The organism is Cellulosilyticum sp. ST5 (genome assembly GCF_046529625.1).
Classification (GTDB): domain Bacteria; phylum Bacillota; class Clostridia; order Lachnospirales; family Cellulosilyticaceae; genus Cellulosilyticum; species Cellulosilyticum lentocellum.
The window spans coordinates 3,994,735-4,021,041 of the sequence record NZ_CP132338.1 but is presented as its reverse complement, the minus strand read 5'-3'; the positions used below and the strand labels follow the sequence as shown (position 1 = coordinate 4,021,041).

General features: G+C 34.7%; 37 protein-coding genes. All 37 read right to left on the bottom strand.

Features of this window, described 5'->3' with window-relative positions; all coding sequences use genetic code 11:
- Positions 1-199: 199 nt before the first annotated feature.
- Positions 200-691: a hypothetical protein gene (locus QTL86_RS19510; RefSeq protein ID WP_410495827.1), complete on the bottom strand. Its 492-nt coding sequence runs from the start codon at positions 689-691 to the stop codon at positions 200-202.
- A 22-nt stretch (positions 692-713) separates the two neighbouring features.
- Positions 714-1,310, bottom strand: coding sequence for a hypothetical protein (locus tag QTL86_RS19505; RefSeq protein ID WP_410495826.1), 597 nt, complete (start codon positions 1,308-1,310; stop codon positions 714-716).
- Between the two features lie 128 nt (positions 1,311-1,438).
- Positions 1,439-2,131 (bottom strand): M15 family metallopeptidase, encoded by a 693-nt coding sequence (locus QTL86_RS19500; RefSeq protein ID WP_410495825.1) that lies wholly within the window; start codon positions 2,129-2,131, stop codon positions 1,439-1,441.
- A 5-nt stretch (positions 2,132-2,136) separates the two neighbouring features.
- The gene (locus QTL86_RS19495; RefSeq protein WP_013656896.1) at positions 2,137-2,427 is read right to left on the bottom strand and encodes a hypothetical protein; all 291 of its coding nucleotides are present in this window, start codon (positions 2,425-2,427) and stop codon (positions 2,137-2,139) included.
- A complete protein-coding gene (locus QTL86_RS19490) occupies positions 2,421-2,687 on the bottom strand; it encodes a hypothetical protein (RefSeq protein WP_410495824.1) in 267 nt (88 codons plus the stop codon). Before QTL86_RS19490 ends, QTL86_RS19495 begins: the two co-directional genes overlap by 7 nt.
- 9 nt (positions 2,688-2,696) lie before the next feature.
- On the bottom strand, positions 2,697-2,927 hold the full coding sequence (locus tag QTL86_RS19485; protein ID WP_013657728.1) for a hemolysin XhlA family protein: 231 nt from the start codon (positions 2,925-2,927) through the stop codon (positions 2,697-2,699).
- 66 nt (positions 2,928-2,993) lie between these two features.
- Complete coding sequence (locus tag QTL86_RS19480; protein WP_410495823.1) at positions 2,994-3,134, bottom strand: hypothetical protein; 141 nt, start codon at positions 3,132-3,134, stop codon at positions 2,994-2,996.
- A 35-nt stretch (positions 3,135-3,169) separates the two neighbouring features.
- Positions 3,170-3,454: a hypothetical protein gene (locus QTL86_RS19475; protein ID WP_127064916.1), complete on the bottom strand. Its 285-nt coding sequence runs from the start codon at positions 3,452-3,454 to the stop codon at positions 3,170-3,172.
- Positions 3,455-3,490: 36 nt separating this feature from the next.
- Complete coding sequence (locus QTL86_RS19470; RefSeq protein ID WP_410495822.1) at positions 3,491-4,915, bottom strand: hypothetical protein; 1,425 nt, start codon at positions 4,913-4,915, stop codon at positions 3,491-3,493.
- A 1-nt stretch (position 4,916) separates the two neighbouring features.
- Positions 4,917-5,480: a phage tail protein I gene (locus tag QTL86_RS19465; RefSeq protein WP_410495821.1), complete on the bottom strand. Its 564-nt coding sequence runs from the start codon at positions 5,478-5,480 to the stop codon at positions 4,917-4,919.
- Positions 5,473-6,588, bottom strand: a complete 1,116-nt coding sequence (locus tag QTL86_RS19460) for a baseplate J/gp47 family protein (protein ID WP_410495820.1) — start codon at positions 6,586-6,588, stop codon at positions 5,473-5,475. Before QTL86_RS19460 ends, QTL86_RS19465 begins: the two co-directional genes overlap by 8 nt.
- The gene (locus tag QTL86_RS19455; RefSeq protein ID WP_127064920.1) at positions 6,575-6,886 is read right to left on the bottom strand and encodes a GPW/gp25 family protein; all 312 of its coding nucleotides are present in this window, start codon (positions 6,884-6,886) and stop codon (positions 6,575-6,577) included. The genes QTL86_RS19460 and QTL86_RS19455 overlap by 14 nt, the downstream gene beginning before the upstream one ends.
- A gap of 12 nt (positions 6,887-6,898) precedes the next feature.
- Positions 6,899-7,291, bottom strand: a complete 393-nt coding sequence (locus QTL86_RS19450) for a phage tail protein (protein WP_127064921.1) — start codon at positions 7,289-7,291, stop codon at positions 6,899-6,901.
- Positions 7,292-7,301: 10 nt separating this feature from the next.
- Positions 7,302-7,799, bottom strand: coding sequence for a phage baseplate assembly protein V (locus tag QTL86_RS19445; RefSeq protein WP_190283455.1), 498 nt, complete (start codon positions 7,797-7,799; stop codon positions 7,302-7,304).
- Positions 7,799-8,830, bottom strand: coding sequence for a phage late control D family protein (locus QTL86_RS19440; RefSeq protein WP_410495819.1), 1,032 nt, complete (start codon positions 8,828-8,830; stop codon positions 7,799-7,801). The genes QTL86_RS19445 and QTL86_RS19440 overlap by 1 nt, the downstream gene beginning before the upstream one ends.
- Positions 8,827-9,045: a tail protein X gene (locus QTL86_RS19435; RefSeq protein ID WP_410495818.1), complete on the bottom strand. Its 219-nt coding sequence runs from the start codon at positions 9,043-9,045 to the stop codon at positions 8,827-8,829. The genes QTL86_RS19440 and QTL86_RS19435 overlap by 4 nt, the downstream gene beginning before the upstream one ends.
- Entirely contained in the window at positions 9,032-11,464 is a 2,433-nt protein-coding gene (locus tag QTL86_RS19430) for a phage tail tape measure protein (RefSeq protein WP_410495817.1), read from the bottom strand. Before QTL86_RS19430 ends, QTL86_RS19435 begins: the two co-directional genes overlap by 14 nt.
- Before the next feature lie 135 nt (positions 11,465-11,599).
- Positions 11,600-11,881, bottom strand: a complete 282-nt coding sequence (locus tag QTL86_RS19425) for a phage tail assembly protein (RefSeq protein WP_410495816.1) — start codon at positions 11,879-11,881, stop codon at positions 11,600-11,602.
- Between the two features lie 40 nt (positions 11,882-11,921).
- Positions 11,922-12,440: a phage major tail tube protein gene (locus QTL86_RS19420; protein ID WP_127064927.1), complete on the bottom strand. Its 519-nt coding sequence runs from the start codon at positions 12,438-12,440 to the stop codon at positions 11,922-11,924.
- An 11-nt stretch (positions 12,441-12,451) separates the two neighbouring features.
- Positions 12,452-13,876: a phage tail sheath family protein gene (locus QTL86_RS19415; RefSeq protein ID WP_410495815.1), complete on the bottom strand. Its 1,425-nt coding sequence runs from the start codon at positions 13,874-13,876 to the stop codon at positions 12,452-12,454.
- Positions 13,876-14,151, bottom strand: a complete 276-nt coding sequence (locus QTL86_RS19410) for a hypothetical protein (RefSeq protein WP_127064929.1) — start codon at positions 14,149-14,151, stop codon at positions 13,876-13,878. Before QTL86_RS19410 ends, QTL86_RS19415 begins: the two co-directional genes overlap by 1 nt.
- Before the next feature lie 2 nt (positions 14,152-14,153).
- A complete protein-coding gene (locus tag QTL86_RS19405) occupies positions 14,154-14,600 on the bottom strand; it encodes a hypothetical protein (protein WP_410495814.1) in 447 nt (148 codons plus the stop codon).
- 13 nt (positions 14,601-14,613) lie between these two features.
- Positions 14,614-15,171, bottom strand: a complete 558-nt coding sequence (locus QTL86_RS19400) for a phage tail protein (RefSeq protein ID WP_410495813.1) — start codon at positions 15,169-15,171, stop codon at positions 14,614-14,616.
- Complete coding sequence (locus tag QTL86_RS19395; protein ID WP_410495812.1) at positions 15,165-15,482, bottom strand: hypothetical protein; 318 nt, start codon at positions 15,480-15,482, stop codon at positions 15,165-15,167. Before QTL86_RS19395 ends, QTL86_RS19400 begins: the two co-directional genes overlap by 7 nt.
- Positions 15,469-15,816 carry a hypothetical protein gene (locus tag QTL86_RS19390; protein WP_410495811.1) on the bottom strand — a complete coding sequence of 116 codons (348 nt, stop codon included), beginning with the start codon at positions 15,814-15,816 and terminating at the stop codon, positions 15,469-15,471. Before QTL86_RS19390 ends, QTL86_RS19395 begins: the two co-directional genes overlap by 14 nt.
- A gap of 14 nt (positions 15,817-15,830) precedes the next feature.
- Positions 15,831-16,847, bottom strand: a complete 1,017-nt coding sequence (locus QTL86_RS19385; protein ID WP_410495810.1) for a major capsid protein — start codon at positions 16,845-16,847, stop codon at positions 15,831-15,833.
- A 4-nt stretch (positions 16,848-16,851) separates the two neighbouring features.
- A complete protein-coding gene (locus tag QTL86_RS19380) occupies positions 16,852-17,226 on the bottom strand; it encodes a hypothetical protein (protein ID WP_127064935.1) in 375 nt (124 codons plus the stop codon).
- Positions 17,226-18,332: a head maturation protease, ClpP-related gene (locus tag QTL86_RS19375; RefSeq protein ID WP_410495809.1), complete on the bottom strand. Its 1,107-nt coding sequence runs from the start codon at positions 18,330-18,332 to the stop codon at positions 17,226-17,228. Before QTL86_RS19375 ends, QTL86_RS19380 begins: the two co-directional genes overlap by 1 nt.
- 2 nt (positions 18,333-18,334) lie before the next feature.
- Positions 18,335-19,894 carry a phage portal protein gene (locus tag QTL86_RS19370; protein WP_410495808.1) on the bottom strand — a complete coding sequence of 520 codons (1,560 nt, stop codon included), beginning with the start codon at positions 19,892-19,894 and terminating at the stop codon, positions 18,335-18,337.
- A gap of 13 nt (positions 19,895-19,907) precedes the next feature.
- Positions 19,908-20,126 carry a DUF6148 family protein gene (locus QTL86_RS19365; protein ID WP_127064938.1) on the bottom strand — a complete coding sequence of 73 codons (219 nt, stop codon included), beginning with the start codon at positions 20,124-20,126 and terminating at the stop codon, positions 19,908-19,910.
- Positions 20,126-21,979 carry a phage terminase large subunit family protein gene (locus tag QTL86_RS19360; protein ID WP_410495807.1) on the bottom strand — a complete coding sequence of 618 codons (1,854 nt, stop codon included), beginning with the start codon at positions 21,977-21,979 and terminating at the stop codon, positions 20,126-20,128. Before QTL86_RS19360 ends, QTL86_RS19365 begins: the two co-directional genes overlap by 1 nt.
- Entirely contained in the window at positions 21,954-22,532 is a 579-nt protein-coding gene (locus QTL86_RS19355; RefSeq protein WP_410495806.1) for a hypothetical protein, read from the bottom strand. The genes QTL86_RS19360 and QTL86_RS19355 overlap by 26 nt, the downstream gene beginning before the upstream one ends.
- 361 nt (positions 22,533-22,893) lie before the next feature.
- Positions 22,894-23,523, bottom strand: a complete 630-nt coding sequence (locus tag QTL86_RS19350; RefSeq protein WP_127064941.1) for a tyrosine-type recombinase/integrase — start codon at positions 23,521-23,523, stop codon at positions 22,894-22,896.
- A 16-nt stretch (positions 23,524-23,539) separates the two neighbouring features.
- Positions 23,540-24,295: a DNA adenine methylase gene (locus QTL86_RS19345; protein WP_127064942.1), complete on the bottom strand. Its 756-nt coding sequence runs from the start codon at positions 24,293-24,295 to the stop codon at positions 23,540-23,542.
- 207 nt (positions 24,296-24,502) lie between these two features.
- A complete protein-coding gene (locus QTL86_RS19340; protein ID WP_127064943.1) occupies positions 24,503-24,919 on the bottom strand; it encodes a hypothetical protein in 417 nt (138 codons plus the stop codon).
- Positions 24,920-25,000: 81 nt separating this feature from the next.
- Positions 25,001-26,035, bottom strand: a complete 1,035-nt coding sequence (locus QTL86_RS19335; protein WP_410495805.1) for a hypothetical protein — start codon at positions 26,033-26,035, stop codon at positions 25,001-25,003.
- Positions 26,032-26,274 (bottom strand): hypothetical protein, encoded by a 243-nt coding sequence (locus QTL86_RS19330; RefSeq protein ID WP_127064945.1) that lies wholly within the window; start codon positions 26,272-26,274, stop codon positions 26,032-26,034. The genes QTL86_RS19335 and QTL86_RS19330 overlap by 4 nt, the downstream gene beginning before the upstream one ends.
- Positions 26,275-26,307 lie beyond the last annotated feature (33 nt).

Below are 26,307 nucleotides of genomic sequence, written 5' to 3'. Positions count from 1 at the left end.
ATATTTTTGTCGAAATAAATTCCAAAGGTGCAATTTATGCACAAATAAAATCTACGTTTTAGGCAAAAAAGAAGCTAGAACCTAAGTCCTAGCTTTCTCTTGATATTCTTTTACATTCTTTATCTCCATAAATTTTTTCCATACTGCTTTTTAAAATTACCTGCTGCCTACCAAACTTATTACAATAGATCCACTAATATTAAAAAGTAAGACTAAATGATGTTACCTGTATAGGGTCAGAAGACAGATTGCGAATCATTCCAAAATAATAGCCTGATTCCGAAATATTAATATAGGCATTAGATACACTTTTTACTTCCCATGCTCTATCATACACAACAGGTCCTCCATTTTGTATTACATTCACATAATGGTATGCATATCTATTAAGTGTATACTCTATTTTCATTCTAGCTCCTGCTGCACAATAAAGTCCATTGTCATTATGTAGTGGAAAAAACATTATAGCTTCTCCATTATTTAGCACCTGAGAGCTAGACCATGTATATCTGGGTTTAGGAGAACTATCATCTTTATTTAATATTCCACTCTCTTTTATTTGACCATCTTTGTCATAAATTATATATTTCCAATCATAACTTTCTTGCGATATGTCTGTTGCAAAAACTGATGTAGTTGTTAAAATTATCATTACCATAAAAATACTCAAGAATTTCATTGTTTTTTTCATACTATTCACCTTTTCTTTTAAATTATTTAGTTGATATAATTGTTCCTTCCTTAAGTGCTAAATTATCTGAACTTGCATTTAGTACATATATATAGTATTCTCCTGGCTCATTTACTACATATTTATAGCTACCCTCTATTGATTTGAATATTTCACCAGATGTAAGATGACCATCTTTTATATACCCAACTATTAATGCTTGTTCTTGCACTACTTCTGATTGATACTTATTAAAATTTAATATCAATTGGTCTTCCTTTTCTAAATTCCATCCTGAACCATCTGATTTTGTAAAAATTCCTATTGAGCCATTAATTAATATAATTTCTGGTGTAATATAATCATCCTTGTTGTTAGAAACAATAAACTCACTTACTTCTGTTTCATCTTGCATATATTCATCACTACTTTTTACAATATTGCTTTTAGATATGCCTTTTTCTCTTTTTTCTTGTGTATTATCAGAATGTTTTATTATTGTCTCTTTACCAATTAAGTCCTTGTTACTTGAGTTGATATAATCTGAATGCAATAATATTTGAGGTTCATTTGTGTAATTATTAAAAGCTAAAATTGTAATTATTCCTACCCCTAACAATATTAGTAGTATTTTTTTCATAATAAATACCTCCTTAATTAAATTATAGCCTATTTGTACACAATATTCAATAAATAAAAATAATACAAAATATTACTTCTATAAATTCTATGTTTTAGGAATAAAAATAAAGGGTAAGGCTTTTGGCCCTACCCCAATTTGCTAAACTTAATTAGTAATGATCTAATGTTATTAACTGTGTATCTTTTTTCATCCCAGATAACGCGCTGAGATATAGTTCCTAAGAGCACTAACTTATCTATAGCCTGCTTGTACTGTAAATCGCTTACAGAACCATCTATTTTAATGCCTACAAGCCTACAAACTAAAGCTGGTACATTGTTAAGGTTAATTAAGTCTAAGCGTTTCCATGCATTAAACGTGAGCTGTACACCATTCTTGATAATACTACTTACCGCATTGAATAGTTCATTATCTGTAACTGAGATAACTTCGGGTACTTTCCAAGCTTGGTCTATTTCAAAGTGTGGAGTGTCAGGAGTACTATTCCAATCTCCTCCCCACGTAATTCCTAGGAGAGCTGCAACTTCTGCACACTTCTTGAAGAATGTCTTATCGCTATATTCTTGGCCCTTAACATTCTTACAAATATCCCAAGCTCTACGTGATGTATGACGACTGTTCTTTGTCCAGGTAACTACCTTTCCACCTCTACTTCTTCCCTGTTCATATAGCCAGTTCTGGCGTTCTTGAGAACGGTATGTTTCTGTAATAAGTACATTTAAGCCTTGCTTCTTACATTCTTCTAAAAAAAGAGCACATGCCTTTTGAGCTTGCGCTGATAGTTGATTCATATCTCTACATGCTGTGGTTACATCCATAATTATCACCTCTCACTGTTCACCAGTCCCTCTCGATTCATAATATCGAACGTCCCCTGTATAAGCAATCTAAGTGCTTTCTCATCAAACCATTTAAAGCGTTTCCTAAGAAAATTATAAACGTACTCTCGCCTATCTTCCCCTACTTTATTACCTGTGATTTGTGTCTCTGCATAAGCAATAGCTGCTTTAACCCAATACTCTAAATTGGAATACTTCTTGATAACTGGAATAACCACCATACTTAAAAACAATAACACTACTACCACTAAGGCTGTCCATAAAAACTCTAACATTCTATATCATCCTCTCTATTATTAACTTCACTTTTCTTTTCTTCTTTGGTCTCAAAGAAGCTCTTAGCACAATAACTTGGTACTATGTATTTAAGTCCATCCCAGCAACTGGCCACAACTCCATCTAACCCCATACCATTTTTTAGATTAATGTAGCATGATGCCAGAGTAGTAACTGTGGTTAAGAATATTACCAGGTTAAGTAAAAACTTTGTATACTGTCTTTTTGGTTTGTCTACTTTTACAATTTTAAATCCCATGTGAGCCTCCTATTTAAAATACATTGCAATAACTCCTGCAATTATTGCTCCCACAATACATCTCCACAGCCATTTATTCTGTTCTTCTAAATCCAATATCCTGTGGTTTGCTACTTTAAGCATGTTTTCAAGGTTTTCAATCTTTAAGTCTACAGTTGGCATTATACTCTCTACTGCAGCTTTTATGCTTCCTAATTTCTCCATAATTGCTTGTAGTACATCTTGTGTGTCCTGTGGCATAGCACCCTCCTTTTAGGCATAAAAAATACAGCCTATTAAGCTGCTCTCTTATACTTATCTATTAAATTATTTTGTGCTTTCTTCTAATACTTCCCAAACTACTTCTTGCAGGTTAAAAATCTTAGGAACCTGTTCTTTAGTATAAAGACTTGCCTGAACATTTCCTACCCATACTTTTACTAATCCTGAATCTCTTGTGAATTTCATCAGAATCACTCCTCACTAAATAATTTTTATCATACCTATGACATGAGTGTAGATACAATCATTGATAGCTCTGTTACCGCTTGCTTAAGTGCCTCATTATCCTCTTTAAGTAACTCAACTTCTGATTTAGGAACATCCTCGTAAACAACGATAATATTTCCCTCCGTATCTAGTGAATATTTTCCTATCTTTCCTTCTACCAGCTCTATTACTGGTGGATTATCTATAATACTATAGGTTATATTCTCTGTCTCATCTAGTTGTTGCTGAATTAAAATTGTGTTTTGTTCTACATCTTTACATATCAATAATCTTTCCATTATGAATAACTCCTTTCATATTTATAAAACTATACACTATATACAGTAATCAAAAGTAGCATTTCCGCTACCATTAGTGTTGGTTGCGTGAAGAGTAACCCCACTTGTTCCAAAGAATATGAAGTAAACAGCAGTATTATCTCCATCTGTTAATTGGGTATAGCTAGGAGAAGCTGTTGAAATGGTTCCTGAATATAGCAAACTAAGGCTACCACCACTTGGTTTCTTATATACTTGATAAGAAACAGCAACACCATAGAGGCTATAGCAATAAACCTTGTACGAAGACCTAACAATATAACAACTTCTAGTTGAAAAGTTATTACCAAATGTTAGAGTAAAACTTCCACAAGTAGCAGAAGTGGGTGAAGAAATGAGACCATTTGCTATATAATATGCCATATCATCAAATGGAGTTTGGTTGCTCAACGCTGTACCTAATTTGCCGTTAATGGCGTTGGCAACACTTTGTTTCCCACTAACGACAGTAGATTTTAAACTATCAAGTTCTGCACTTAAATCTCTTCCCTTAACAAGATTAGTATTATCAACCTTAACACCAATACCACCATCTCCACAAACAAGCTTAAAATAACTGTCACTATCTACGTTATGTTGTATTTTTGCTAACCACTCAGAAGCACCGTGTGTTGTGCCAGATGCACTTAATGTTTGCATATACCATGCATGCGTACCATCTACAGTATCTGCATTCCCACCGTTTGCAGGCAATGATGTAGGTAACCCAGTAATCATGCTTGCAGGATGTGTATTGGGATGGGTATATGGTGCGGCACCACTTATAGTCCCATCAGCTTCAATAGTAATATTATTACCTTGCTTTACTCCTCCTAAAACTGTAGAACTGGCTACTGGTGGTGGAAATGTATTAGGCTTCCCTGTAATATTATCCCATGTAAGTTTCAAACCGCTAAATAAGTTTTGTACTAACGCTCTAATTGCAGGATGTGCTGTTTCACTTTCATTGTGTGCTTCTAAATCTTCAGGCGAAACACCTAATAAGCTATCTTCTATAGTAGCTGTTACATCTGCTTTGTTTCCAACTAGTGCAATTATATCTATTTGCTTTTCTATAATCTCACTGCCTTGCCCAGAAATATATTCTGCTAATACTCCAGCATTTCCATAACAATATAATACCTCGTTATTTGTATCTGGATCTGTCGCTATTAATCCTAACTCTCTATAGTAAAATCCTGTATTTAGTCCAGTATTGTTAAACTTGCCACCTATCTTTACTTTCCCATCATCTAATTTAAGAAACTTAGTGATTGGAACATTCATTTTAGGAGAAATAACAGCTGTTAATTCCTGTACTATCTTACCTTGAAGTTCTCCATCTCCTAATATAATTTTTGTGAAAGTAATAGTTTTACCTAACATGCATTTTGCTTGTAATATCCTTCCTTGATTAGTTAAAAATACATTTGAAATACTCACCTTACCCCTCCTGACGTACTATTATTTTGTCAACTTGATGTATTGCAAATCCTGTAAATATATCAAGTTGACTTGCTATATTTACAATTACCTCATCTAGCTTTGAGCTTTTTCTTTTAATATGCTCCGCGGTTTCTTTAAATTGTTGTATAAGTTCATTATCAACTTCTAAATTAGTAGTGGTTATTCTAAAATGATGTGGCTCTCCCCCATATTCATACCACTCACTTACTTCACTCTCGCCAAAGATAGTCGTTACTACTTCTTCTAGTGCACCAACAGTACCTTTCCTTTTGTGCCATGCAATAGATTTTTTTACTAATTCCCTCTTCTTTTCTATAGATAAAGAACTATCATAAAATGGTGCCTTAAACTGTTCCGCAAGTATATCCACTAATTCCAAGCCTAACTTATCTATATAAGGCAGTATGATTGTCTTTTCCATCAACTCATTAACCTTTGCTATTTCTTTATCTAAAGCTTTAGCTGCATTAATAATCTTTGAATCGCTTGCTATACTAGGTGGTAATAAATCCATAATAGAGGTTTGGTTAATGTTATTCATCTTCTAGGCCTCCATATACCAGTTGAACTGTCCCCAGTTTTGCAACTTGTCTACTTGTTAGAGCTTGAAAAGTAGGGCTTGTTACTTCCAATCTTTTGATCCCTGATTTCATCATGTGGTACATAAGTTCTGATGGATTAATATCACGACCCAGCTTACTATGTTGCCATGCTATATAATCTTGTATAGCCAAATCTACTAACTGTTCAATAGATGTGGACATTGTTACATTATCCTTAGATATGTAATATGTTGCCTCAATGTTATATTCGACTTCTTCAGGTTGTACCACACTTACTTTATCAGTTAGAGGTTTAACATTTTTAGCACTGCATGATTCTAATATTTCATTCAAGAGCTCTTGAGATAACAAAGAACCGTTGCTACCTATTGGTATAATTTGAACCTCTCCTGCCACATCTGATATTACATTAACATCTGATACTTCTGGTGAAACAGACTTTGCCCAGAAAGCATATGCCTCATCACTGCCTGCAGTGCTATAACTAGCTGGTGCACTAAAAGCTCTTTCTCTTAACGCATCGTCCGACTCTTCTTCTGTTCCACCTGATGATGTAGTTATATTTGTTACACTTCCAAAGTAGGGAAATACATCTACCAATTCACTTATCTGTCCTGGCAATAAATCATTTCCAATAGTACCACTATTCATACATTCTGCGCCTACTTCACAGTGCAATTCTCCTGCAGCCACTTGAGCATAATCTATAGTTAAAAAGTAAACCTCGCCTGCTTTAATACGTGTACCTTTTGGTATTGACACAACACTAGGTCTTGCATCTGACAATGTAAATTTAAGAGTACATCTTGCTGGAGAAGGTTTAAGTCTTTTTACTCCTACTAAAGCTACAACCTGATCTAAGTATTCACCTGTAGCATAACGTAATAAATTTTGTTTTGCTGAAAAATCTATAATAACTCTTTGCTGAATAATGATTTGTGCAAGACTCACCAAGAAGATCCTTACTGGGTCTGCTGGATATAGTTTCTTACCTGATAAACTTTCATACACATTGATAATATCTGCCTCTATTGTAGTTGTAGATGTATCACAAAAATCAATATTGCTCAGCTCACTTAATGCCATTGATAATCACCTGCACTTTCGGTTTTAGCGTTCCTGTCGAATTATTCTTTGTATAAGACACTTTTTGTACAGTAGCCCTAGGCTCATATTCTTGTATCGCTTCAATAATCCTCACCGTGAGGAGATTTTCTGCTACCTCTATCGGCAGATCTACCATACTTGCATCTATACCAAAATTTCTATCAAATGGAACACTGTACTTAGGAGTTCTAAGAATCATACTAATATTTTGTAAAATTTCATCTACGCCTGTTGCTCCTATGTTCAATTCTTGAATATCACCAGTTACTTCATACAATAATCATCCCTCCTACTTTATGTATTCCTTGAGTGTTACAGCAATTGCTCCTCTTAAGATTTTACCTTTATTATCTGTACTTATGTACTGCTGCTCTGTCGACTCCACTGTCCAACGATAATACCCCATAGCATCACCACCTATTACAAGAGGAAACGCCTCTCCTTCTCGTGTCATAATCATGAGCTTTTCCATGTCATAACGTGGATTACGTCCCAAACGTATATCAAATTCCATAGTGAATGAAATAGTATCAAGATCAGGTCCTAAAAACTCACTTTTTGGTTTTTGCATATGGATTTCATGATAGGCCCAACGTCCTGAGCTACTTCTTGTTAGTCCTTGAAAAGTATTTACATCTTGTGCTGATACTTTAAAAATAATATCACCTAATGCACCTATCATCTCGTACCTCCTAACATTTGCAGTATCCTGGGCAACTTACACTACCACTTAACGAAACATTTCCAGATAGTGTTGTGCTTCCATTCAATGTAATATCTCCATTAATTTGTATCGTCCCACCACTCAGAGTAATATTCCTTCCTTCTATCTGAACATCTCCAACTGCATGCACAGTAAGTTTACACTTACTTCTGTCATACTCTACATGGCTGCCATCCTCAAAGGAATAATGAACCTTGTCTTGATTTGTAACCGGTGGTGTATCAGATAAGGTATAAAAACTCCCTATACAAAAGCCATCTCCTACACCTTGCTCTATAAATAGGCATACAACATTTTCTCCAACATCAGGCATAGCATAGGCCTTATTTTTAAGTCCTTGTGGAAAGAGCAACGGAAGATCATGAGATACCATATTGTCCATATCACTAAAAACAACCTTGACTGTGGCTGCTTTTGGATTTGTGCTTGATACCTTACCAATACGCAAGATATTTGTTTGTTTCATCAATACCCCTCCAAACATTTTGTGATTTCAATATCAGTTGTATAACCACCTACAATATTATGAGTTGCTTTATTGACTATGTACTTACCATCAAACGATAACCATCCCTTGATTAATACTGTTACACCTGCAACTAGATTTACATCTCCTAATACAGATAAACTACCAGTGCACTCTTGCTTATTCTTCTCTCGTAATTTACTTTTAGCCAATTTCATTGCCTCTGCATAAGTTTTTACTTGCTCATTTACTTCTAATATAGGTCCGTATTTTTTACTTTTGTCGGTGAATGTAGCTTCAATAACTTTGTTAGTCTGTGCATCGGCATATCTTACGTGACAAGCCTTATAACCCGTATCACTTGTTTTATTTGAAAAACCATAGGAAATAATGTTAGATTTTCCTTTTGTCAGTGTTAAAATTGGTTTCTTACACTCATATGCATACTCATCAAATATCACTACCTGACCTGCTGTTACCTTTAGAGACAGTCCTGCCTCATTGCATAATCTTTGTAAAAATATTAGATCAGGCTCCTTCACCTGATCTATACTGTCATACTCTGCATCTTCTTGACTCTCAAATAAGCACTTCAATTTTGCATTACTAGCTACTTCTTTGGCTATCTTTGAAAGCTTTATTTTCTTCCAAGACTTTGTTTTATCTGTACGTTTAATACCTTCACTTACTGGTACGCTTTGGCCTTTTATCGAAACTGTATCTGGAGGGCCACTAAGAGAAATATCATCTATTTCAAATGTTCCGCATGGTAAAAATTGCTTTTCCTTCTTGCCATTCCAGTTTTCAATATAAAAAGAGGCATTTATCACATCACCTTTTTGAGGTAACCATGAACCATGCCATAATCCTTCCTTATCTTCTAATGTAATGTCTAAGTCATCCGCTGCCCCAGTTGCATTATCTGTATAAGCCATACCTAAAATATACTTTCTAATGTCTTTTGAAATATCTACCCTTTGATACTCAACAATTAAATGAACACTTCTAGCAAACAACTCCTCATATCTCACTTAGTAATCACCTTCTTCCATGGAGGTAAAGTATCTACTCTTTCTAGCTCAATTTCTGGAATAACAAGCTCAATATTAGCTGGGAATATAGTAATATTCATATACGACGGATTTGCGCTTATAAGTATATCTATATAATGCTCATTGTCATAAACTTTAAAGCTAATAAAATCCCATGTATCTCCTTGAACGGTTATGTAATTAATTTGAGCCATAACTTAACCTCCTATCATTATTAGACTTGGATTGAATAGCTTGGATTATCTTCTTAATAAGTAGAGGCTCATATTTTATAAGCTCATCTAATATATCTTGCGCTGATACATTAGATGCCTCTGAAATAGATATCTGAGGATTAAATATTACCTCAACATTATTCATAGGGCCACTCACTTCAGATATTCCACTTCCAAACCTTTTACCAATCATTCCATTAGTATCTCTGTTGTTAAATACTCTATACCCCTTTGCATTAGTTACAATTTCAGGGCCTCTTTCGCCAGCCAAAAATGTGTCTGGAGTATTAAATCCTGTAGAGCCTTTATAGAACATTGGCATTTCAGGTATGTTAATCTTAAAATCTTTTCCTCCAACTACAGGAACCCAATCTGGTATTGTAAATCCTACCTTATTAATAGATTGTATTACAGTGTTTATTATACCTACAATTGCATTAATAGGAGCCTTAGCGAAACCTACAAGCATATCAAACATTCCTTTAAAAATATCAATTACCGCTTGCCATGCACCTTGCCAGTTGCCTGTAAATACATTTTTCACAAAATCAATTATGCCACCAAATATCTGCTTCGCTGCTTCAATCATCTTGGTTATGTTCTGTAAAAGTGCTTGCCCTATGGGGAATGATCCAAGAAATCCAGCTACATTGTTCCAGATATTTTGAGTAGTTTGTAAAACTGAGTTCCACTTCTCTTGAAACCATACACCAATTCCCCCAAATACCCCTTTTATACTATTCCAAACCTCAATAGCCTTTGCTTTAATTGTATCCCAATTTTTATACAAATATACTCCAGCTGCAACAACTGCACCTATTATCAAAGCTACCTTAGCATATGGATTAAGATTCATAACTGCATTCAACTTTGCCTGGGCTAAAGCCATATATTTTGTAGCATTAGTGCAAATAATAGTTTTAGCTTGAACCGCCATGATTGATAATTTGTATGTAGCAAATGCAGTTGCTATACCTAATACAATAGGTTCTATTGTGTTCCAATTAGAACTAATAAAATTGTATAACTCGATAGCTTTTTGAACTACAAACATAATCCCATCTGCTACTGCAGGCAAAATATTTGTACTTAAATTATCAAGTATTTCTTTTGGGCTTCCAAAAGCATCTGCAAATGCTTGTTTTAAATAATTAAACCTATCCTTTATATCATTTACAAGGCCTGATAATGCATCTAATAATGGTTGATTTTCCATTACTCTATCCCTAAGATTATTGAATGTATTCACTACAATATTTTTAAAATTAGTGGCCACGCTACATACTTTTTCAAAGGCAATTGGAATATTGTTAGATACTACTTCTAAAAAGCTTTTAATTTCTGGGCCTATCATCTCTCCTAATTGTATCTTTATCATGTCTATTTTTCTTAAAAGCCCATCCCATACCCCCTGTAAAGTAGAGTATTTTATACCATCAATTTCACTCATGGTTTTTTTAGTAGCATCAAACTCACCATTTATATTGCTAAGTGCCTTAATACCATTCTTTCCTAAGTCTTCCCACATAGTTCCGAAGAGTGCAACGCCTACTTGATCTTGAGCTACTTGGTCTGACATAGCAAATAGCTTATTAGTTACTTGTTCGAACGCTAGTTTTGCTGTTTGTCCTCCCATTGCAAAGTCTGAAGTGATTTTATTTGCATTTAGCCCTAATGATTTAAATGCTTCCATTGTTCCATTACTACTATCTTTGGATCTAATTCCAAACTCTTTAATTGCATCTCCCAGCTTTTCAACTTGAAAAACACCTGAGTCAGCACCATTAGCAACCATATTAAACATTTCTTCGGCGGAAAATCCCATTTGTGAAAAATGGACTGAGTATTCATTTACCCAGTCCATTAAATCTCCATTAGCATTTAACCCGTTTTGTGCTCCTTGTGCAAGTAAATTAAATGCTTCTTCACTTGATGTTCCTAAAGCTTTTACCATTTGATTAACAGCACGTGTACTTTCTTCTGTCGCAAACTCAAAGGTATCTCTAAATACAATAGAATTCTTCGTGAAATCCTCTAGTTCCTTACCTGTTAACTTTGTCTGCTGCTTAATATTGGCCATTGATTGTGCAATATCATTTATATCAGTTCCATAATTATTAGCAAATAAATTTTTTGCACTTTCACTTACGCTAGACAATTCTTTTTCTGTCATTCCACTTTGAGTCCGAAGATTTACCATTGCTTGTTCAAATTCGGCATACTTACCTACTATATCTTGGAATCCATCTAAACTCATATCTATCCCAGCTACTGCTAACATAGAATTTGCTAGTCCATTTACAGCTTTTGTTGCATTACCAAATGTATTACCAAAATTAGAAGCTAATTTAGCTGCTATTGCAAATGCTATACTATAGTTTCTTCCTTTATCGGCCATTCTTCGCACCTACCTTACTTGCGGCTTCAATCCAACTATCCATCTCATCAAGTGTCATCTTTAAAAATGTAACTGCGGGGCTGAATGTAGCCATGGCTAGACGTATAGAAATTTCTCTAAATGGCGTATCACGAGTTACGCCTCTGCTATTAAAAAATTCTGTACCTGCATAGTAAGATTTGTAAAATCTTTCGCACCTAAAAGCTTAACCATATCTGTTGGTACCTTTGCTGCTTTTGCTCCCACGATTGCTAGATAAGACTTATCAAATTCTTTAATAGGTGGTGTTTTCCTTTCTGCTGCTAATTCTGCCTCTGCATCTAGTATATCTTGAGCTGTTAACGCTTCTAAGTCTAATTCTAACTCCTTCACTTCTTGTCCATCATATTTAATAGATTTTTTTAATGTAATAATCATTTTCTATTTTCCTCTCTTTTATAAAGTAAAAGACCTAAGCTTATGCTAAGCCTAAGTCCTTTCTAACATCCGCTAAATAATCGACTCCATCTATAATATAAATATAGTTTAATGGATCAATTTCTGCTGCCACTTTCCCATCAACCAGCATCTTATAATATAAAACACTGAACTCATTTCCACTTTCTGTGCTTGCACCTGTCTCCATTTTACCTGGAGTGATTTTCTTAGGTATTGCCCTTACTACATGCTTTACAGATGAAGTTTTTAGTTTACCACTTGCACTATCATACACCTGCTGTGATGCTCTAAAGTCAAGCGCATGAGTTACTGGGGCAGATAAAGCAAGTAAATCACCTGTAATGGTTCTCCAATTAATAGTCATACTCATAGCTCCAATATGACCTAAAGTTGGAAGCTCCACTTCTCCTGCAATACCTGCTCCTTTAATAGACTCTGTCATAGATTCTATTTCTGGCAACTCTACATCTGCAATGCCGATCATGTCCTTACCATCTTTATAGGCCCTATATGCAATAAGCTTATCTGGTATATTCATTTGTTATCCTCCTAACTAAATAATGTTTTTAAGTAGTCCACATCATATTCTAAGTCAAAGCTAATTTCTCTGGCTGGACTAGGTGGTGTTACATACACATGGAACTTGATTTTACCATCCATAATCGAAGTTGATGGATTCTCACTTTCTAAAAATACAACTCTACCACCTAATATATAGCCAGCCGAAGTCATTCCATTTAGCCAAATATTTAAGCTATCTACAATTGTATCAATCAGCCTTACGGTTATAGGAGCATCTACCTTTTGCCAAAAGCTTTGAATAATGGTTTGAGCTATGTAATAAAACATTCTCTTTACTGGAATAAAACTGTCTTTTGGGTCAGTTACAGAAGGATAACAAGCTGTTCTATTTCCCCATAACTTCCATCCTCCACTAAAATTAATAGCTGTTACAACACCCTGACCATTTAAATAATTCGCTTGATCTATTCCAATTACAACCTCATCATTATTATTTCCTACTAGTCCATTCATCTGTAATGAATGATTGGATGGTGATACATATGGAACTCCACCATTTTGTGAATCTGTTTTGCAAATTAGTCCTGCTACTTGTGTGCTCATATGATATATATCATCACCAAGTCTTACCTTTGGCCACAAAGCAATTTGATTTTCATAAATATAATTATTGGAATTCTTCCATTCCACAACATCTGAATACTTCCCTGCTTCAGATACTGGTATATCCACTAAGGAAATGCATTTGAAAAATCCGTTTATGTTCCCAGCTTTACTTGACATTACTGCAGCAACACTTGGATCACAACTATACTTAGGAGCTACTAGCTGACCTGGAACAATCCCGAATTTAGGTAATACTTGATTTATAAGCTCTAGCCCCGTTGAAATACCTTCACTACTTACTCCACCTATTACATCAGCACTTATGACAAGTGATGGATCTATTTTGTCATATGATACTTTGATTTCACCAGATATAGACTTATTTAAGATGGTAATTACACACTCCCCTGCATCATTGAAGCCTGCATCATAATCTATATCTGGAACAGCTTCACTAGATGCGTTTTTAACTACTAGAGTATCTAAAATAACACCCTGTACTTTAATGATTGCTTCATTATTTACGATGCTAATGGCTGCTTCAGCTACAGCTGCCTTATGTTTTGTTTTATCAAGTACATTAATAAACACAACAGGTGCCACACTGAATAGGGTAAAGTGTGATTTCATAAACTCACACAATGTGTAATTTTCAAAATCATTAATATACCCTAAATACTGAACTGCTTCTGCATAGGTATAACAAAGAACTGGCTCATTTGTTTTGGGATCACTAGCTAAATTAATAGGAGCTGTACCTATTACTACAGGTAATCCAACTAAAGCTTCTACTGGTGGAACTATACTTGTTGGAATCTCACTCGTGTATACTCCATGTTTGTACATTACTTATTACCTCCCTGTGAATATTCTTTTACTTTTTGATACAGCCTTTGTTCATAGCTGCCCTTTACACATAACTTTAGTCGCATATCATTTAACTGAGCTATTGGAACAATTAATTTTCCTATGCTTTCACACATATCGATCTGAATTTTAATGTAATTGGGTAGGCCTATAAGTATAGTAAATTGTGTTAATCCTGGTATATTAGGGCCACAATAAACCATCTGCTCAGGCTGTTTGTCAACTTTTTCTTCTTTTTTTACTTTGACTGCCATCTTTATACTCCTTCCACTTGTATTTGTGGTATTGTAAGGTTTAAATCCATAAAACCATAAAAATAAGGATATGGTTGTTCCTCTGGTATTGATGACTTGATTGGCTTATCTATGGTATAAAAGTCAAATACAGGCCTCTTTAATATTGCTATTTTGACAAGTTCAAAGAGGTGCAAAACATCAACCCATCCTAAAAAATCCTCACTATATACGCCAAATATAAGCTTTAATTTTAAATTAGAGCTATCACCTTCACTCTGGTCATCCATATAACGAATAATAATGTATGGAAAATCTTCCTTTTCATCTTTTTCACTATCTAATGGATCTAAATACCCAAGAATAACACTTGGTATCTTGCCTTCATTATTCTTAGTGGTTAAGTGTGCCTCTTTAACAGCATCTAGTATAAAACTCTTTAAGTTGTCCATTACTTGATATACTGTCATAATTGCCTCCTTGCTATTTGTTTAGTAGGCGATTTATCTCATGATTTAGTCTAGTATTAAACATATTAATCATTTCAGCTTTTACATCATCTGAGATATCTTGTGGTTTTGCCATATATGGGATAGAAGGCCCCATTAACTGTGCAATTGGCAACCTTGTTCCATTGCTTCTCTTAAATACACCAACATGCCCTGATTTTGTTTTTGCAATAAACGCTCCTGGAATTGGCTTTGCACTACCTTTTTTAACACTTACCTTAAGCATATTAGGTCTTTTGCTAGTAACCTTATTAGGATTTGTTTTGAAACTTATCAGAGTAGTTACTGGAGCTGCAGAGGTTACACTACCACCCAGTCTGCTTATAGTAGATTTTTCTAATGAGAGTGTATTCTTAACTACAGCTGATTTTATAGTAAACTTTTTAGTTATACCCCTACTAATAATAGTTCTACCTTTAATTATTGCTCGATTAGTAGCATTAGAAATCGCTCTTTTAGATCCATTAGGAACTCCTCTAAGTACTCTCTCTACTCTAGCCATTGCTCTTCTATCTACTTCAATCTCTACCATGATGCATTCGCTCCTAACGCTATTTCATACATACTAGAAATTAGCGCACATGAAATAACAAAGTATGTTTTACCATCAAGCTTTATCGTCTTTCCTTCTTCTGGCCTACTTTTTAGGTTGCATTCTTCAACCATGATAAGGAGTTCTCCTAAATAAACTCCTTCGGCTGCTTTAAGTTGCCTCTTCTTTAGCTCGTCCTCATCAATAATTAAGGGGACATCTTGTCCCCCTATATTGTGAATCTCTGCGAATTCATCAGTGTTAAAAAATGCTTTCATATCTGATTTTTGAATTTCTTTAAAGCTGACCATCATTTAGTTCCTCAATGTAGTCAGTAATTGCATGCACTAGGTCTGGTTGTTTAGTTGCAAAATCCAACTCCAAGCCTATCGTATTAGCATAATCAACTAAATCTTGTTTCTTCATCTTCTCAAGTTCTTTTACTGAAAGATATCCATCACCATCTTGATAGCCATTGTTGTTATCCTGTCCATTATGATTAGCTTCATCTAGATTTTCAGCTACTTTTAATACTATTAATCTTTTTGCATCCTCTTCTGAAACCTCAAGTTCTTGGCCATTAACATATGTAACAATTTCTCCATTTTGGCGAATTGATATCTTTGCTAAAGCTTTAATAATCATCTCTGTTCCCTCCCCTACTTAACAACTGCAACATACCAACCATCTACATCATATGGACGTGGTACTGGTCTAGAAGTCATCCTAAGCATCTTTCGTTCATTCTCATTATCAACCCAGAACTTAGGAACCATTTCGTAATCATATGTCACAAAATCCTCCCCTTCTATCTGTGATACCGCACTATATTCTATAGACCCTACTACTTCTGGTAATAATAATACATGACCTTCTGGAAGCATTGGTTGTTCTTCACCATCATCATCAACAAACCATTCATCATAGCAATACACATCTAAATCTAACTCTATAATACGTCCTAAGAACGTAAGAGCTGGATCAATTACTCTAGGTGTAATATCAGCTGTTTTTAAGTTCAAGATGTTTAATTCTTTTTGAACTCCACTGTTTTGTTTAAATAACTGATAAACATCTGAAGCCATTAAAAGTACTCTTGGAGCCTTCCCTGTCTTTTTAATAACTGCTCTTCTCCATCTAGTTAAGTCTTCTAAGATTTTAGCTGTTGATGTGCTCCACTTAGCCTCACCTGACAAGGTTTCTTTATTATCAAATTGATAATCGATTTGAATATCTAAGCCTTCATCTTCATCTTGGATGTCAATCTTACCATTTAAGATGATTTCTCTACACATCCATTCTTTTCTTCTCAATATGTACTCTTCGAGTTCGCTAAGATCACTGGCTAAGATTTCCCTGCTACGCTGAGCTGGTGTTTTACCACTATAAATATTCTCCCCTAGTGTTTTTTGAGAGATATCATCTGCAGTAGTCATTCTTTCTGGTGCAATTTTAGGAGCCTTAATTAGTTTGCTAGAATATCCTGCTCTAGTAATTAGCTTTCCACCTTTTCTCTTTGAAACAAATGGGGCCATAAGTCTTTTGCCTTTTTTAGTTTCAATTTCTAATAGTTCTTCAATATGAACCTGTGAATTTGGGAAAAAACCAGTAAAGAAACTTCTCATGGGTTTTCTTAAATCTAAAGCTTGTAACATTGCTCTTGTAGTAATTGGCATATTCTTATCCCTCCATTACAGCATCAGTAAAGATGCCTAATTCTCTAAGTTGTGTTTCAAAGTCTGATAGACTAGTTCCCTCTGCAAAAACTAATCTGGCAGCATTAAAGTCTCCTGTAAGATAAACTTCTGTAATAACATAATCAGTGGCTTCTACGCCTGTAGTAATAGTATCAGTTAAGATTCCATAGACCGTATCTCCTGCTTTTGCTTTATCGCATAGATTTCCTTTTTTATTAGTATCTAGTGAAATAACACTTCCCCTCTCTAGAGTTCCTTGCGCACCATTCAGGCTAATACCTTTTGTCTTTGTAGGAATCTTTGTGCTTGCAAATAATCCATCATAAACACATGCTTCTCCATCTTTAACGTAATTCATTATCTTACCCTCCTTGAATCCTTATTCATTGCTGCTGCTAGTGCATTAGCTTCCTCTGCTTCTGACTCTTCTTTTGATAATTCTGCTTCAGCATCAACCTTTTCTACATTAGATGAAGTTGAATCAGATTTAAGATTGTCAAGGAATTGCTGGCCTTTTTTAGCAGCATCTTGCGCAGCTACAAATGCTAGCTCTTTTGCATCAATTGGATTATTATACTTTGCATCCTCTATTAAATTTCTAGGGATACTTGCAGCTATTGATTCAATAGCTTGAATACGTGAGCGTTCTTCATTAGCCCCTTGCTCTTTTGCCTCATTAGTGATCTGATTAAATAACTCTGGATGCTTTTCTTTAAACTCATTTACAGTCATTTTCTGTACTCCTTTCTCATTTTCATCTATGTCTAACGTAGCCACCGGCACGTATTGACCATTAAACCCTTTCATAAACTTTTCTTTAAATGCATCTACATTACCACATTTAATAAGTTCATTTACTATATCAGTATTTGGAACTATGAATCCTTCATGTAATGCTGCTACAGGTTGTAATTGAACAGTACTATCTAACTGTCCATCTTCAACGAACATGATTTTATCCACCAGCTTTAGTTCTAATGCTTGTTGTGGGGTTAGCCATGTTTCAGCATCCATTAAGCTTTTAATCTCCTCTGCTGATTTCCCTGTTTTAAGAACATAAGCATTTACTAAAGTTCTGTCAGTAACTTGTAACATCTGGCTTGTATCATCCATGCTTCGATAGTTGCCTTCATTTCCTGTTGATGCACAATGTATCATCATTTCACCAGTGGGACTAATCAAACATTCTGCTGCCATTGCAACAATGCTTGCAGCACTAGCAGCTAATCCTACGATTTTATTTAATACCTTACCCTTATAATCTTTTATGGCTGTATAAATCTCACTACCTACATATGTAGAACCACCGTATGAATTAATATGAACCTCAACGTCTTCGCCATTTGCTTGCTGTAGTGCTTTAGTTACCATTGCTGCTGTTGTATATGGGTATCCCATCCATGCATATGCCCATTCATACTCTTGTGGGATAATGAACCCCTTTACATTAATAATTCTTGGCATCTTTACTCACCTTCCTTTGTCTTAATGGCTTTCATTTTTTCATTTTCTATAATTAACTGTTCAATATTTCTATCAAAATCACCTCCATTTATCTCTATAGTCTCTCTTTCACGTGTTGAAAATCCATTTTCTACTCGCTTAGTTGCTGCATCAACTTCTTTGACTGGATCTAGTTGCCCAGGAGCTGGCCCATTCCAATCTGCTCTTGAATAAGCTTTTCTAATTGATGGGTCATTAAAAAAGCCAGGGGCATCAATTCTCCCTCTAGCAACAGCTTCACAGAGCCATATCTCATAGACTGGCTGGCAGAAATCATTTGCAAACCAAGTTCTGCGCATTTTAAAAGCCTTCCACGCTTCTAGTAATGCAGCACGACTGGCTGAATAACTAGCTGTGAAAGACTTTGTTAATAGTTCATATGGTATTTCAAGAGCAGCTCCGATATATTTTGTCATTGAAGATACAAAACCATCAAAATTTACATTTGGTCTTTTCGCATCTGCAATCTCTATACTCTCACCTTCTCTTAAAATATTTACCATCCCTGGACCTAGTTTATAATCAGGCGAATCAATAGATGTTTCATTTTCAGTTACTCCAGAAAAATCATTAGCCGAATCATCTGGCGAATCCGTCTTAACAAATACAGTAAAAAAAGCATTTATAACAGCTGCCATCAGTTCAGCTTCTGTATATCTCGTTAATTGCTTTAAACTCTCTACAACTGTTGCTAAATAGGGAACACCCCTATATTGATCTGGGCGCTCTGCCTCCATAATTTGGAGTACATTAGGAAGTCCTGTCTCAGCTCCAAATGCTTCTACTCTTTCCCATTTTTTATTTAGCTCTAGCACAGAATTAGGATATGAATTACAAACATGATACGCTACTACTGAACCCTCTTTGTCAATTTCAACACCACTATATATCCTATTTCCATTTTCAAGTTTGTACCTTAAATTTACATAGTCACCCTTTGAATTTGGAGTAGATACTCTATCACCTTCAATTAAATGAATTCTAAGACCGTATGGCATATATGGGGTAGTATTTGTATGTTTTACAAGTGCAAACCCATCCCCATTTATTAACCATGACATAATAGCAATTTGTTGTAGTTCATAGAAATCATTTAATCCTAAGTTGTCACACCTTTTAGACTCTGCCCACAAATTAAACTCTCTTTCTATTTGCTTTTCTAATTCATCTGCTTCTTGATGAGATATTCCGAGCGCCTTGAAATCTATTCTGCTTTTGAGCCTAAGTCCTGCGCCTACAACATTTGTCCTATTGGTTTTTATTGCGCTAGCTGCTAACGGAGAAGTCATAAACAGACTTTTAGTACGTTGCCTAAGAATGTTTAAATTAAGGTCAATATCTTCCTGCGGACTTAAACTTTCTGCATTCCAGCCTTTCATAGAATTTTTTCTTTGGCTGGCACCACCTTCATCATACCCACTATTCTGTATGCTTCTTACCATATCCAGTCTCATTCTTGCTGCTTCACGTTTTAACCCAAGACTCGGACTAATAAATTCACATATCTTGTCTAATGCATTCACAAACTTACACCTCCTATACATCCATTGGTATGATTCGTCTTACTTTCTTTGTCTTGTTTTCTAATTGTGCCACCTGTGCCTCTAATTCTTTAATTGCATTTCTTACCTCAGCTAAATTGGCACGAGTAAACGATCTACTACCAATCGAATACGATTGATTTGTAAGAATGGCCATCTCTGCCTGATAATATGCTTCTAAACGTTGTTTGGCTAACTCTAAACGTGTGCTCATTATACTTCAACTCCTCTATTTACTACTCCACTTGGCCTACTTCTTTTGCTCTTTGGTTGACTCTTCATGTAATTTATTCCCTTTAACACCTTTGACTCTAAAGAATCCCAATTAGGATTTATAATATCCACTGCTGCTGTTGCATAATTTCTAAGGTCTAAAGGCTCATTTCTTGTCCCAGACTTTTTAACCCACTCTAATCTTGGCCTACCTTTTACAAATCTGATTAACCTTTGTTCTGAATTAATGCCTTTCATATAGATTTCATCATATCCACGTTCTATATTTTTAGGAAAGTGACAGTATCCAGGCCCTACTTCTTTTGTTTTTAGCCTTGCCATTATAAGCTCTTTGCCTTGATCTACTCCAAGCATAAAAATTCTTACACCTGTCTTTGTATTTGTTGTTTGTTTATATACAAGTGGGATACCTATCCCCCCTTGACCTTTTATTCCATAAATTCGCTTATGCTTTCGCTCCATTCTTTTAATAAATGCATACGCTTTATCAGTAAAATGGCCACCTGTATCTATACAAGTGGCTGCAATTAATAAACTTCTACCATCCTCAAAGAAGAATTCTGTATCTAAGTATTCTTCAAGTTCTTTCCAAACATCATCTTTATCTAAATCACCTTTTATTTTTTTGTATTGAATTCCCCAGCTTTCATACCCTCTTCCCCAAGCAACAACCTCAACTTCAAACCTATCATCTTGGACGTCTACACCAGCTGTAATTAATATAGCTCCATCTTTAAGATCAGAAGAATAATATTCTCTTCTCTTTAATAAATCTTCATCTTCAACTTGATCACCATCTGCTCTATCTTCCCATACTTCACCTAAAGAAGTATTTATGAAAGCTTTTAACTGCTCTATGCTTCCAGTTTCTTTTTTCTTTTTCATAGCTTTTTTAAATGATGCTATTATTTCACTCCAGCTTTTCCATGGTGAGGCAAGTTCATTTAAATGAAATCCCCTAATTTTATTGTCATTAAATTCATGAATCCACTTACCATCCTGCTCTTTCCATTCACTTTCAGAGAAATATTCATCACAATGCATACATTGCATATTTGCATCTTCAAATCTTAACCTTCTAAATTCCAAAGGATTATATCTGCCACAACAAGGACATCTTAAATTCCAAACGCCTTTTGAACTTGTCTCATATTCCTGATCAATCCTAGAAATACCCTTGATTGTAGGAGTAGAAACCTTAATTATTTTACGATTCCAGAATGTATTTGTACGCTTCTCACCTAAATCTACAGGATCTCCATCTACACCTGCAGAAGCTGGATAACGATCAACCTCATCAAATAGCACAACCCTTATAGGTTTAGCCGATAATCCAACTGGCGAATTAGCTCCTACTATTGATAAAATACCGCCTGGAAACTTCTTTTTTAATATAGTGTTTTCGCTATCTCTACTCTTGGATGGCTTAATCTTATCTCTTATACATGGTGTATCTCTTATCATATTAGCAAGCCTATCTTTACTAAAGTCTTCAGCTGCTGTTTCAGTAGGTTGTACAACTAACATAGGGCTAGGCTCATGGTCTACAATATATCCAATGGTATTCAAAACAATTTCTGTTTTACCAACTTGACTTGAGCTTTTAACAACAATATTCTGGTACCTATCATCACTAATAGAATCCATGATTTCTCTTTGATAAGGAGCTCTGTCAGTATTCCATCTACCCTGCTCAGCCGAAGCCTCTGCTGATAATCTTCTATTTTCATCTGCCCACTCACTTAGCTTAAGATTGGGTGGCGGCTCTAGTACTTTTATAGTATTTTTAAATATCTCTAACGTATTTTTACGTATGATTTTCTTCTTTTTCATAATTATCTACTTCACCTTCATCATACTCAATGTACTCCTCACCATAAAAATCATATGGATTATAATCTTTAAGTTCCATGAGCACCTCAAGAATTTCTCTCGTTAGTACCTCTCTAACTGTTGTTGCTTCTGATTTATTTAGTAGTAATGGTGCTAATTTTGATGGTAGTGACATCATTTTTGACCTAAAAGAAGCCAGCATATCAGTCATTACTTCCTCAACATCTTCTGATTTATGTACTTCTCCTCTCATCAAGGCCAATTTAATCTCTGATTGCTGTCTTTTTATTCTCTCGTGAATGGCTTTTTCTGTTTCTAAGTCTAAATTATTACTTCCTCCTGATGCTGCAATATCATTTTCCATCTTCAACATATTAATGTATGTTTTTATACTGTCTGGTAAAAGATATCTACCTTTTGATACCCTCTTAAATATCCCTTCTTCAGCTAACTGCCTAACTCTTCTATCAGTGACACTTAATAATTCACCTAAGACTGTTGCTGATACTGTTAAACCTTCAATCGAGCCAATTTTTTCAGTTGTTTTTGACAATCTCAATCACCACCAATCCCTTGATATTACTTATATTTTTATTCTTTGTTAATTTATTATCATATTTTTACTCCTTAGGAAACGGTAATTTTAAACTAAAAATTTCTAGAACTAAAGAATTCCCGGGGTCATGGTACCCGCAATCCATTTTTCAAGTCTGAAAGTACCTATGACTATCAAAGGGTTCATTGTCATTCATCTATGACTTTGTCCCCTTCAAAATATGAGAGTTATCTTTTATATCTTTCTCATTTGTCTGATACCTCTCTATCCTTTGAGTCATCTATCTTTAATGATTATTTTATTTCTATTATGATATATATGTTCCATAACAAATCATCTGATATTCTTCGTCCTGCTGCTACCGTTTAAATTTCTTTAATGGATCAACCATATCTTTTACTAAGTTGTCGTTAACCTCTTGCGTTAAACCTATATATTGACTTGTTGTTACTGGTGACTTATGCCCTGCAAAATGTTGTACCTCTTCTATTCTTTCACTTTCTTTATAGACGTTATAGAAGCAAGTCTTCCTTATTGCATGAAATCCAAAGTCCTTTATATTTAATATCTCTCCAACCTTTTTCATTCTTCTATTAAGTTGAGGATATGACATAGGTGTATTCCTTCCCCTTGAACTTGGGAACAATACTTGCCATGTTTTCATATCTTTTGTGTACTCATCTATTTCTTTTCTTAATGTCGGATGTATCAATACTTTTCGTGGAGGCTTAGGTTTTTTAGGCCTAATATCTTTTTCATATGCCTGCCTTTCATACTTGTCTTTTAGATACTTTGTTTTATTTTCAGTTATCTCCAAGTACTCTTGCATAACATCTCTTTTCTTTAGACACCTCAAATCTCCAACTCTATATCCTGTATATCTAATAAGTATGACAAGAATATATAGCATCTTATCTGTATCATATAGATAATCATACAATGTGAGTTCCTGATCTAAATCTTTAATTGGCTGTGTTGTTTTCCCCAAGTCTCCACCTCCTTGCTTAATAGTTTGTAATAATCAGTTCGTTATACTCTTTTCTTGCCGATTTCTCTTTAGATACCGAATATGAGACTTTAACTTCTTCTATGTTGAAACCTTTATACCACTCTCTTACTTCTGGGTGATCATTTATAGTTACTAAAAATTTGCCATTGATACTTGATAGTGTATCGCGTAACACTAGATGCTCATCATGTCCAAATGTATTACCATAACCTGCTGTTTCGTAATAAGGTGGATCACAAAAGAAAAAGCTATGACTTCTATCATATCTGTGTATGATATCATTAAAGCTCTTGTTTTCTACATAAGTATTCCTTAACCTTTCTTTTATATCACCTAACACACCTTTATAAAATATTTGTGGTGAAGGCTTTGTATTTGTTCCATATCCATAAGTCACACCCCTACTGGCGAAACTTTGTGAGATAAGGTATAAAAAACGCACTGCACGTTGAATCTCTGTTAAGTATTCAACCGTACAGTGCTTATATTCCTCAAACATATCTCTTCCTGAAAACTCATACTCTAGCATTCTTTCTATCTCTGGTGCATGATATTTAATCATCTTAAACATATTAATTAATTCTTTATCTACATCATTAATAACTTCTACTTTGCTTGGTTCTTTACCAAAGAATACCCATCCTGCCCCAAAGAAAGGTTCTAAATAGCAAGTATGTTCTGGTATTCTTTCTATTATTGTCTTCCTCAATTTTGACTTTCCGCCCATTCTTGATATAGGTGGTTTTAACATGTGTAATCAGCTCCTTAAACAGTTTTAGGGTCAAGTCTATGTACACACCTGTTTAATAACTTTTACAATGCAAAAAGCCAATAGTTTTTACACTATCGGCTTTTTATTGGGAGGCTTTATTCATTCTTTGGACAATATAATTATAACTTATTAAATGCCAAAAACTTCCCCTTTTATTTTTCTGCTACTATTTTTCCACTCCCTAAATCAAACCATAATCAATCCCTTTTCGGCAGCCTTTAATGCTGCATAAGTTATAATATCGTTTCTTTTATCATAGTAACATGATTTTTCCATTGCAAGTATCCTTAGTATCTTTGGCAATTTATACTGGTCTTTATATGTCAAATTAAAAACACCTTGGTATTCTGTCCCTTCGAACCTTTCTATTACGCTTTCTACTACATTTAGCCAGCACTCTTTCTCCTCATTTCTCTTGTCTATTAACTCTAATGCGCTGTTCTCCGTCTTGCTACTAATCGCATTCCCTTTACTTCCATCAACAAAACCAGCCTGAACCCCATATATAATATCCTCATTGATTAGCTCTAATTGCTCATACTCCTGCTCATAGTTATAAAAATAATATTCGATTCTTTTAATTATGTCCTTTTCTAATATCATATGCTTGTCCTCCCTTGTTAAACACACGCAAAAACCCTTATGTACCATACTAAGGGCATAAGGGCTTTTATCTCTATTCAACTACTTCTTTCTATACTTTGCAAAAATGTCATTTGCATTACTCTTAGATTGCTTGTTTGATGCTGATGAACTGCTTGATAGAAAATCTATTTCTTCATTTAACTTATTTACGCTTGTTGCCTTTAGGTTTTTCTTTATATCCTCCTGACTTTCTTTTACTTTCTCTTTTATATCCTGTAGCCTTGTAAATGGTAGGCTTAATCCTGCTAATACGCATAAAGTATATTCACTATGATGTCCTTGAAAAACATCTAAGTAATTCCCTACTTCTTTTTTTATATCAGTTATTTCTAATGGCTTTGCTAAAAGTAATCCTATGTATTTTATAACCTTGTCTGCTTCGATTGGTGCATAGATGTTTTTCTTGAAGCTCTCTACCAGCTTTGCTGCTGTACTTTCTGCTTTTTCCACTTTATTAATTGTTAACATTCCTCTTGTTTCAATTAGCTCTTTCATTTCGGCTTTATCAATATTCCCTCTTACATCTGTATGAGTTGGCATATCCATCATTTCTTCAAAAGCTTTTACAAACTCTTGATTAATAATCATCTTATTCTTAAATGAATTATTATCTAGAACAATAGTACTTGCCATCTCAATGTCTGCTAGTTCTCTAAAGCACTCATATGAATTAATATGTGTTTTAAATGGTTCATTCTCTCCTGGTATAATCGTAATAGCTCCAACTTTCTTATCCATATGTTGCACTAACAGATCTATAAGCATAGGAGAAGCTCCTGACCCAGTTCCCCCACCACTGCTAAATATGACATATATGAATTCTTCTGGTACCTTACTACTTATTTCACTTGCTAGTTGTTTAAAATCTTCAACCACTAACTCTTTTGCTTTGTTTCTATCTTTATTACATCCTTCTCCACCTTTAATGTGGTACTTATACTTCACTTTAGTTAAAGTATCTAGGTCTTCTGTTGATGTGTTTAAAAATAATACGTTCCAACCATTTTTCTCAAGTGCACTTCCAATGTTTCCGCCTGCTTGTCCAACTGCTATAAATCCTACCCTCTTTTTCATTTGAGTACCTCCATTAATTTATTCACACCTAAATCTGTTATGAAATAAGTATGTTCTCTACCTTCTTTAAGTCCACAACTTACTAACTCTTTATTAACTAACTTACCTAGTCTCAAAAATAGATTTTGTGCACCTGTCTCAATCTGTCCTAGCATTACCTTTCGTGAAATAGCACTTATAGATGTACGTGCCTCACTTTCATTTAGTACATTTAGAATCATAAAGTCCAACTTGTCCATAAGCCTCAACCTTTTTATTCTTTTTTATTTTCT

Excerpts from the sequence above, each read along its gene's own strand:
- QTL86_RS19505 (WP_410495826.1), bottom strand. The coding sequence starts at position 1,310 with ATGAAAAAAATACTACTAATATTGTTAGGGGTAGGAATAATTACAATT.
- QTL86_RS19385 (WP_410495810.1), bottom strand. The coding sequence starts at position 16,847 with ATGCCAATTACTACAAGAGCAATGTTACAAGCTTTAGATTTAAGAAAA.
- QTL86_RS19400 (WP_410495813.1), bottom strand. The coding sequence starts at position 15,171 with ATGGTAGAGATTGAAGTAGATAGAAGAGCAATGGCTAGAGTAGAGAGA.
- QTL86_RS19425 (WP_410495816.1), bottom strand. The coding sequence starts at position 11,881 with ATGATTATTACATTAAAAAAATCTATTAAATATGATGGACAAGAAGTG.
- QTL86_RS19510 (WP_410495827.1), bottom strand. The coding sequence starts at position 691 with ATGAAAAAAACAATGAAATTCTTGAGTATTTTTATGGTAATGATAATT.
- QTL86_RS19450 (WP_127064921.1), bottom strand. The coding sequence starts at position 7,291 with ATGATAGGTGCATTAGGTGATATTATTTTTAAAGTATCAGCACAAGAT.
- QTL86_RS19360 (WP_410495807.1), bottom strand. The coding sequence starts at position 21,979 with ATGAAAAAGAAGAAAATCATACGTAAAAATACGTTAGAGATATTTAAA.
- QTL86_RS19475 (WP_127064916.1), bottom strand. The coding sequence starts at position 3,454 with ATGGAAAGATTATTGATATGTAAAGATGTAGAACAAAACACAATTTTA.
- QTL86_RS19490 (WP_410495824.1), bottom strand. The coding sequence starts at position 2,687 with ATGGGATTTAAAATTGTAAAAGTAGACAAACCAAAAAGACAGTATACA.
- QTL86_RS19395 (WP_410495812.1), bottom strand. The coding sequence starts at position 15,482 with ATGGTCAGCTTTAAAGAAATTCAAAAATCAGATATGAAAGCATTTTTT.
- QTL86_RS19480 (WP_410495823.1), bottom strand. The coding sequence starts at position 3,134 with ATGAAATTCACAAGAGATTCAGGATTAGTAAAAGTATGGGTAGGAAAT.
- QTL86_RS19495 (WP_013656896.1), bottom strand. The coding sequence starts at position 2,427 with ATGTTAGAGTTTTTATGGACAGCCTTAGTGGTAGTAGTGTTATTGTTT.
- QTL86_RS19345 (WP_127064942.1), bottom strand. The coding sequence starts at position 24,295 with ATGTTAAAACCACCTATATCAAGAATGGGCGGAAAGTCAAAATTGAGG.
- QTL86_RS19365 (WP_127064938.1), bottom strand. The coding sequence starts at position 20,126 with ATGAGCACACGTTTAGAGTTAGCCAAACAACGTTTAGAAGCATATTAT.
- QTL86_RS19380 (WP_127064935.1), bottom strand. The coding sequence starts at position 17,226 with ATGAATTACGTTAAAGATGGAGAAGCATGTGTTTATGATGGATTATTT.
- QTL86_RS19415 (WP_410495815.1), bottom strand. The coding sequence starts at position 13,876 with ATGTACAAACATGGAGTATACACGAGTGAGATTCCAACAAGTATAGTT.
- QTL86_RS19390 (WP_410495811.1), bottom strand. The coding sequence starts at position 15,816 with ATGATTATTAAAGCTTTAGCAAAGATATCAATTCGCCAAAATGGAGAA.
- QTL86_RS19340 (WP_127064943.1), bottom strand. The coding sequence starts at position 24,919 with ATGATATTAGAAAAGGACATAATTAAAAGAATCGAATATTATTTTTAT.
- QTL86_RS19430 (WP_410495817.1), bottom strand. The coding sequence starts at position 11,464 with ATGGCCGATAAAGGAAGAAACTATAGTATAGCATTTGCAATAGCAGCT.
- QTL86_RS19375 (WP_410495809.1), bottom strand. The coding sequence starts at position 18,332 with ATGCCAAGAATTATTAATGTAAAGGGGTTCATTATCCCACAAGAGTAT.
- QTL86_RS19420 (WP_127064927.1), bottom strand. The coding sequence starts at position 12,440 with ATGAATATACCAGATAAGCTTATTGCATATAGGGCCTATAAAGATGGT.
- QTL86_RS19500 (WP_410495825.1), bottom strand. The coding sequence starts at position 2,131 with ATGGATGTAACCACAGCATGTAGAGATATGAATCAACTATCAGCGCAA.
- QTL86_RS19445 (WP_190283455.1), bottom strand. The coding sequence starts at position 7,799 with ATGAAACAAACAAATATCTTGCGTATTGGTAAGGTATCAAGCACAAAT.
- QTL86_RS19330 (WP_127064945.1), bottom strand. The coding sequence starts at position 26,274 with ATGGACAAGTTGGACTTTATGATTCTAAATGTACTAAATGAAAGTGAG.
- QTL86_RS19410 (WP_127064929.1), bottom strand. The coding sequence starts at position 14,151 with ATGGCAGTCAAAGTAAAAAAAGAAGAAAAAGTTGACAAACAGCCTGAG.
- QTL86_RS19435 (WP_410495818.1), bottom strand. The coding sequence starts at position 9,045 with ATGGCTCAAATTAATTACATAACCGTTCAAGGAGATACATGGGATTTT.
- QTL86_RS19405 (WP_410495814.1), bottom strand. The coding sequence starts at position 14,600 with ATGACAGTATATCAAGTAATGGACAACTTAAAGAGTTTTATACTAGAT.
- QTL86_RS19465 (WP_410495821.1), bottom strand. The coding sequence starts at position 5,480 with ATGAATAACATTAACCAAACCTCTATTATGGATTTATTACCACCTAGT.
- QTL86_RS19335 (WP_410495805.1), bottom strand. The coding sequence starts at position 26,035 with ATGAAAAAGAGGGTAGGATTTATAGCAGTTGGACAAGCAGGCGGAAAC.
- QTL86_RS19485 (WP_013657728.1), bottom strand. The coding sequence starts at position 2,927 with ATGCCACAGGACACACAAGATGTACTACAAGCAATTATGGAGAAATTA.
- QTL86_RS19460 (WP_410495820.1), bottom strand. The coding sequence starts at position 6,588 with ATGGCATTAAGTGAGCTGAGCAATATTGATTTTTGTGATACATCTACA.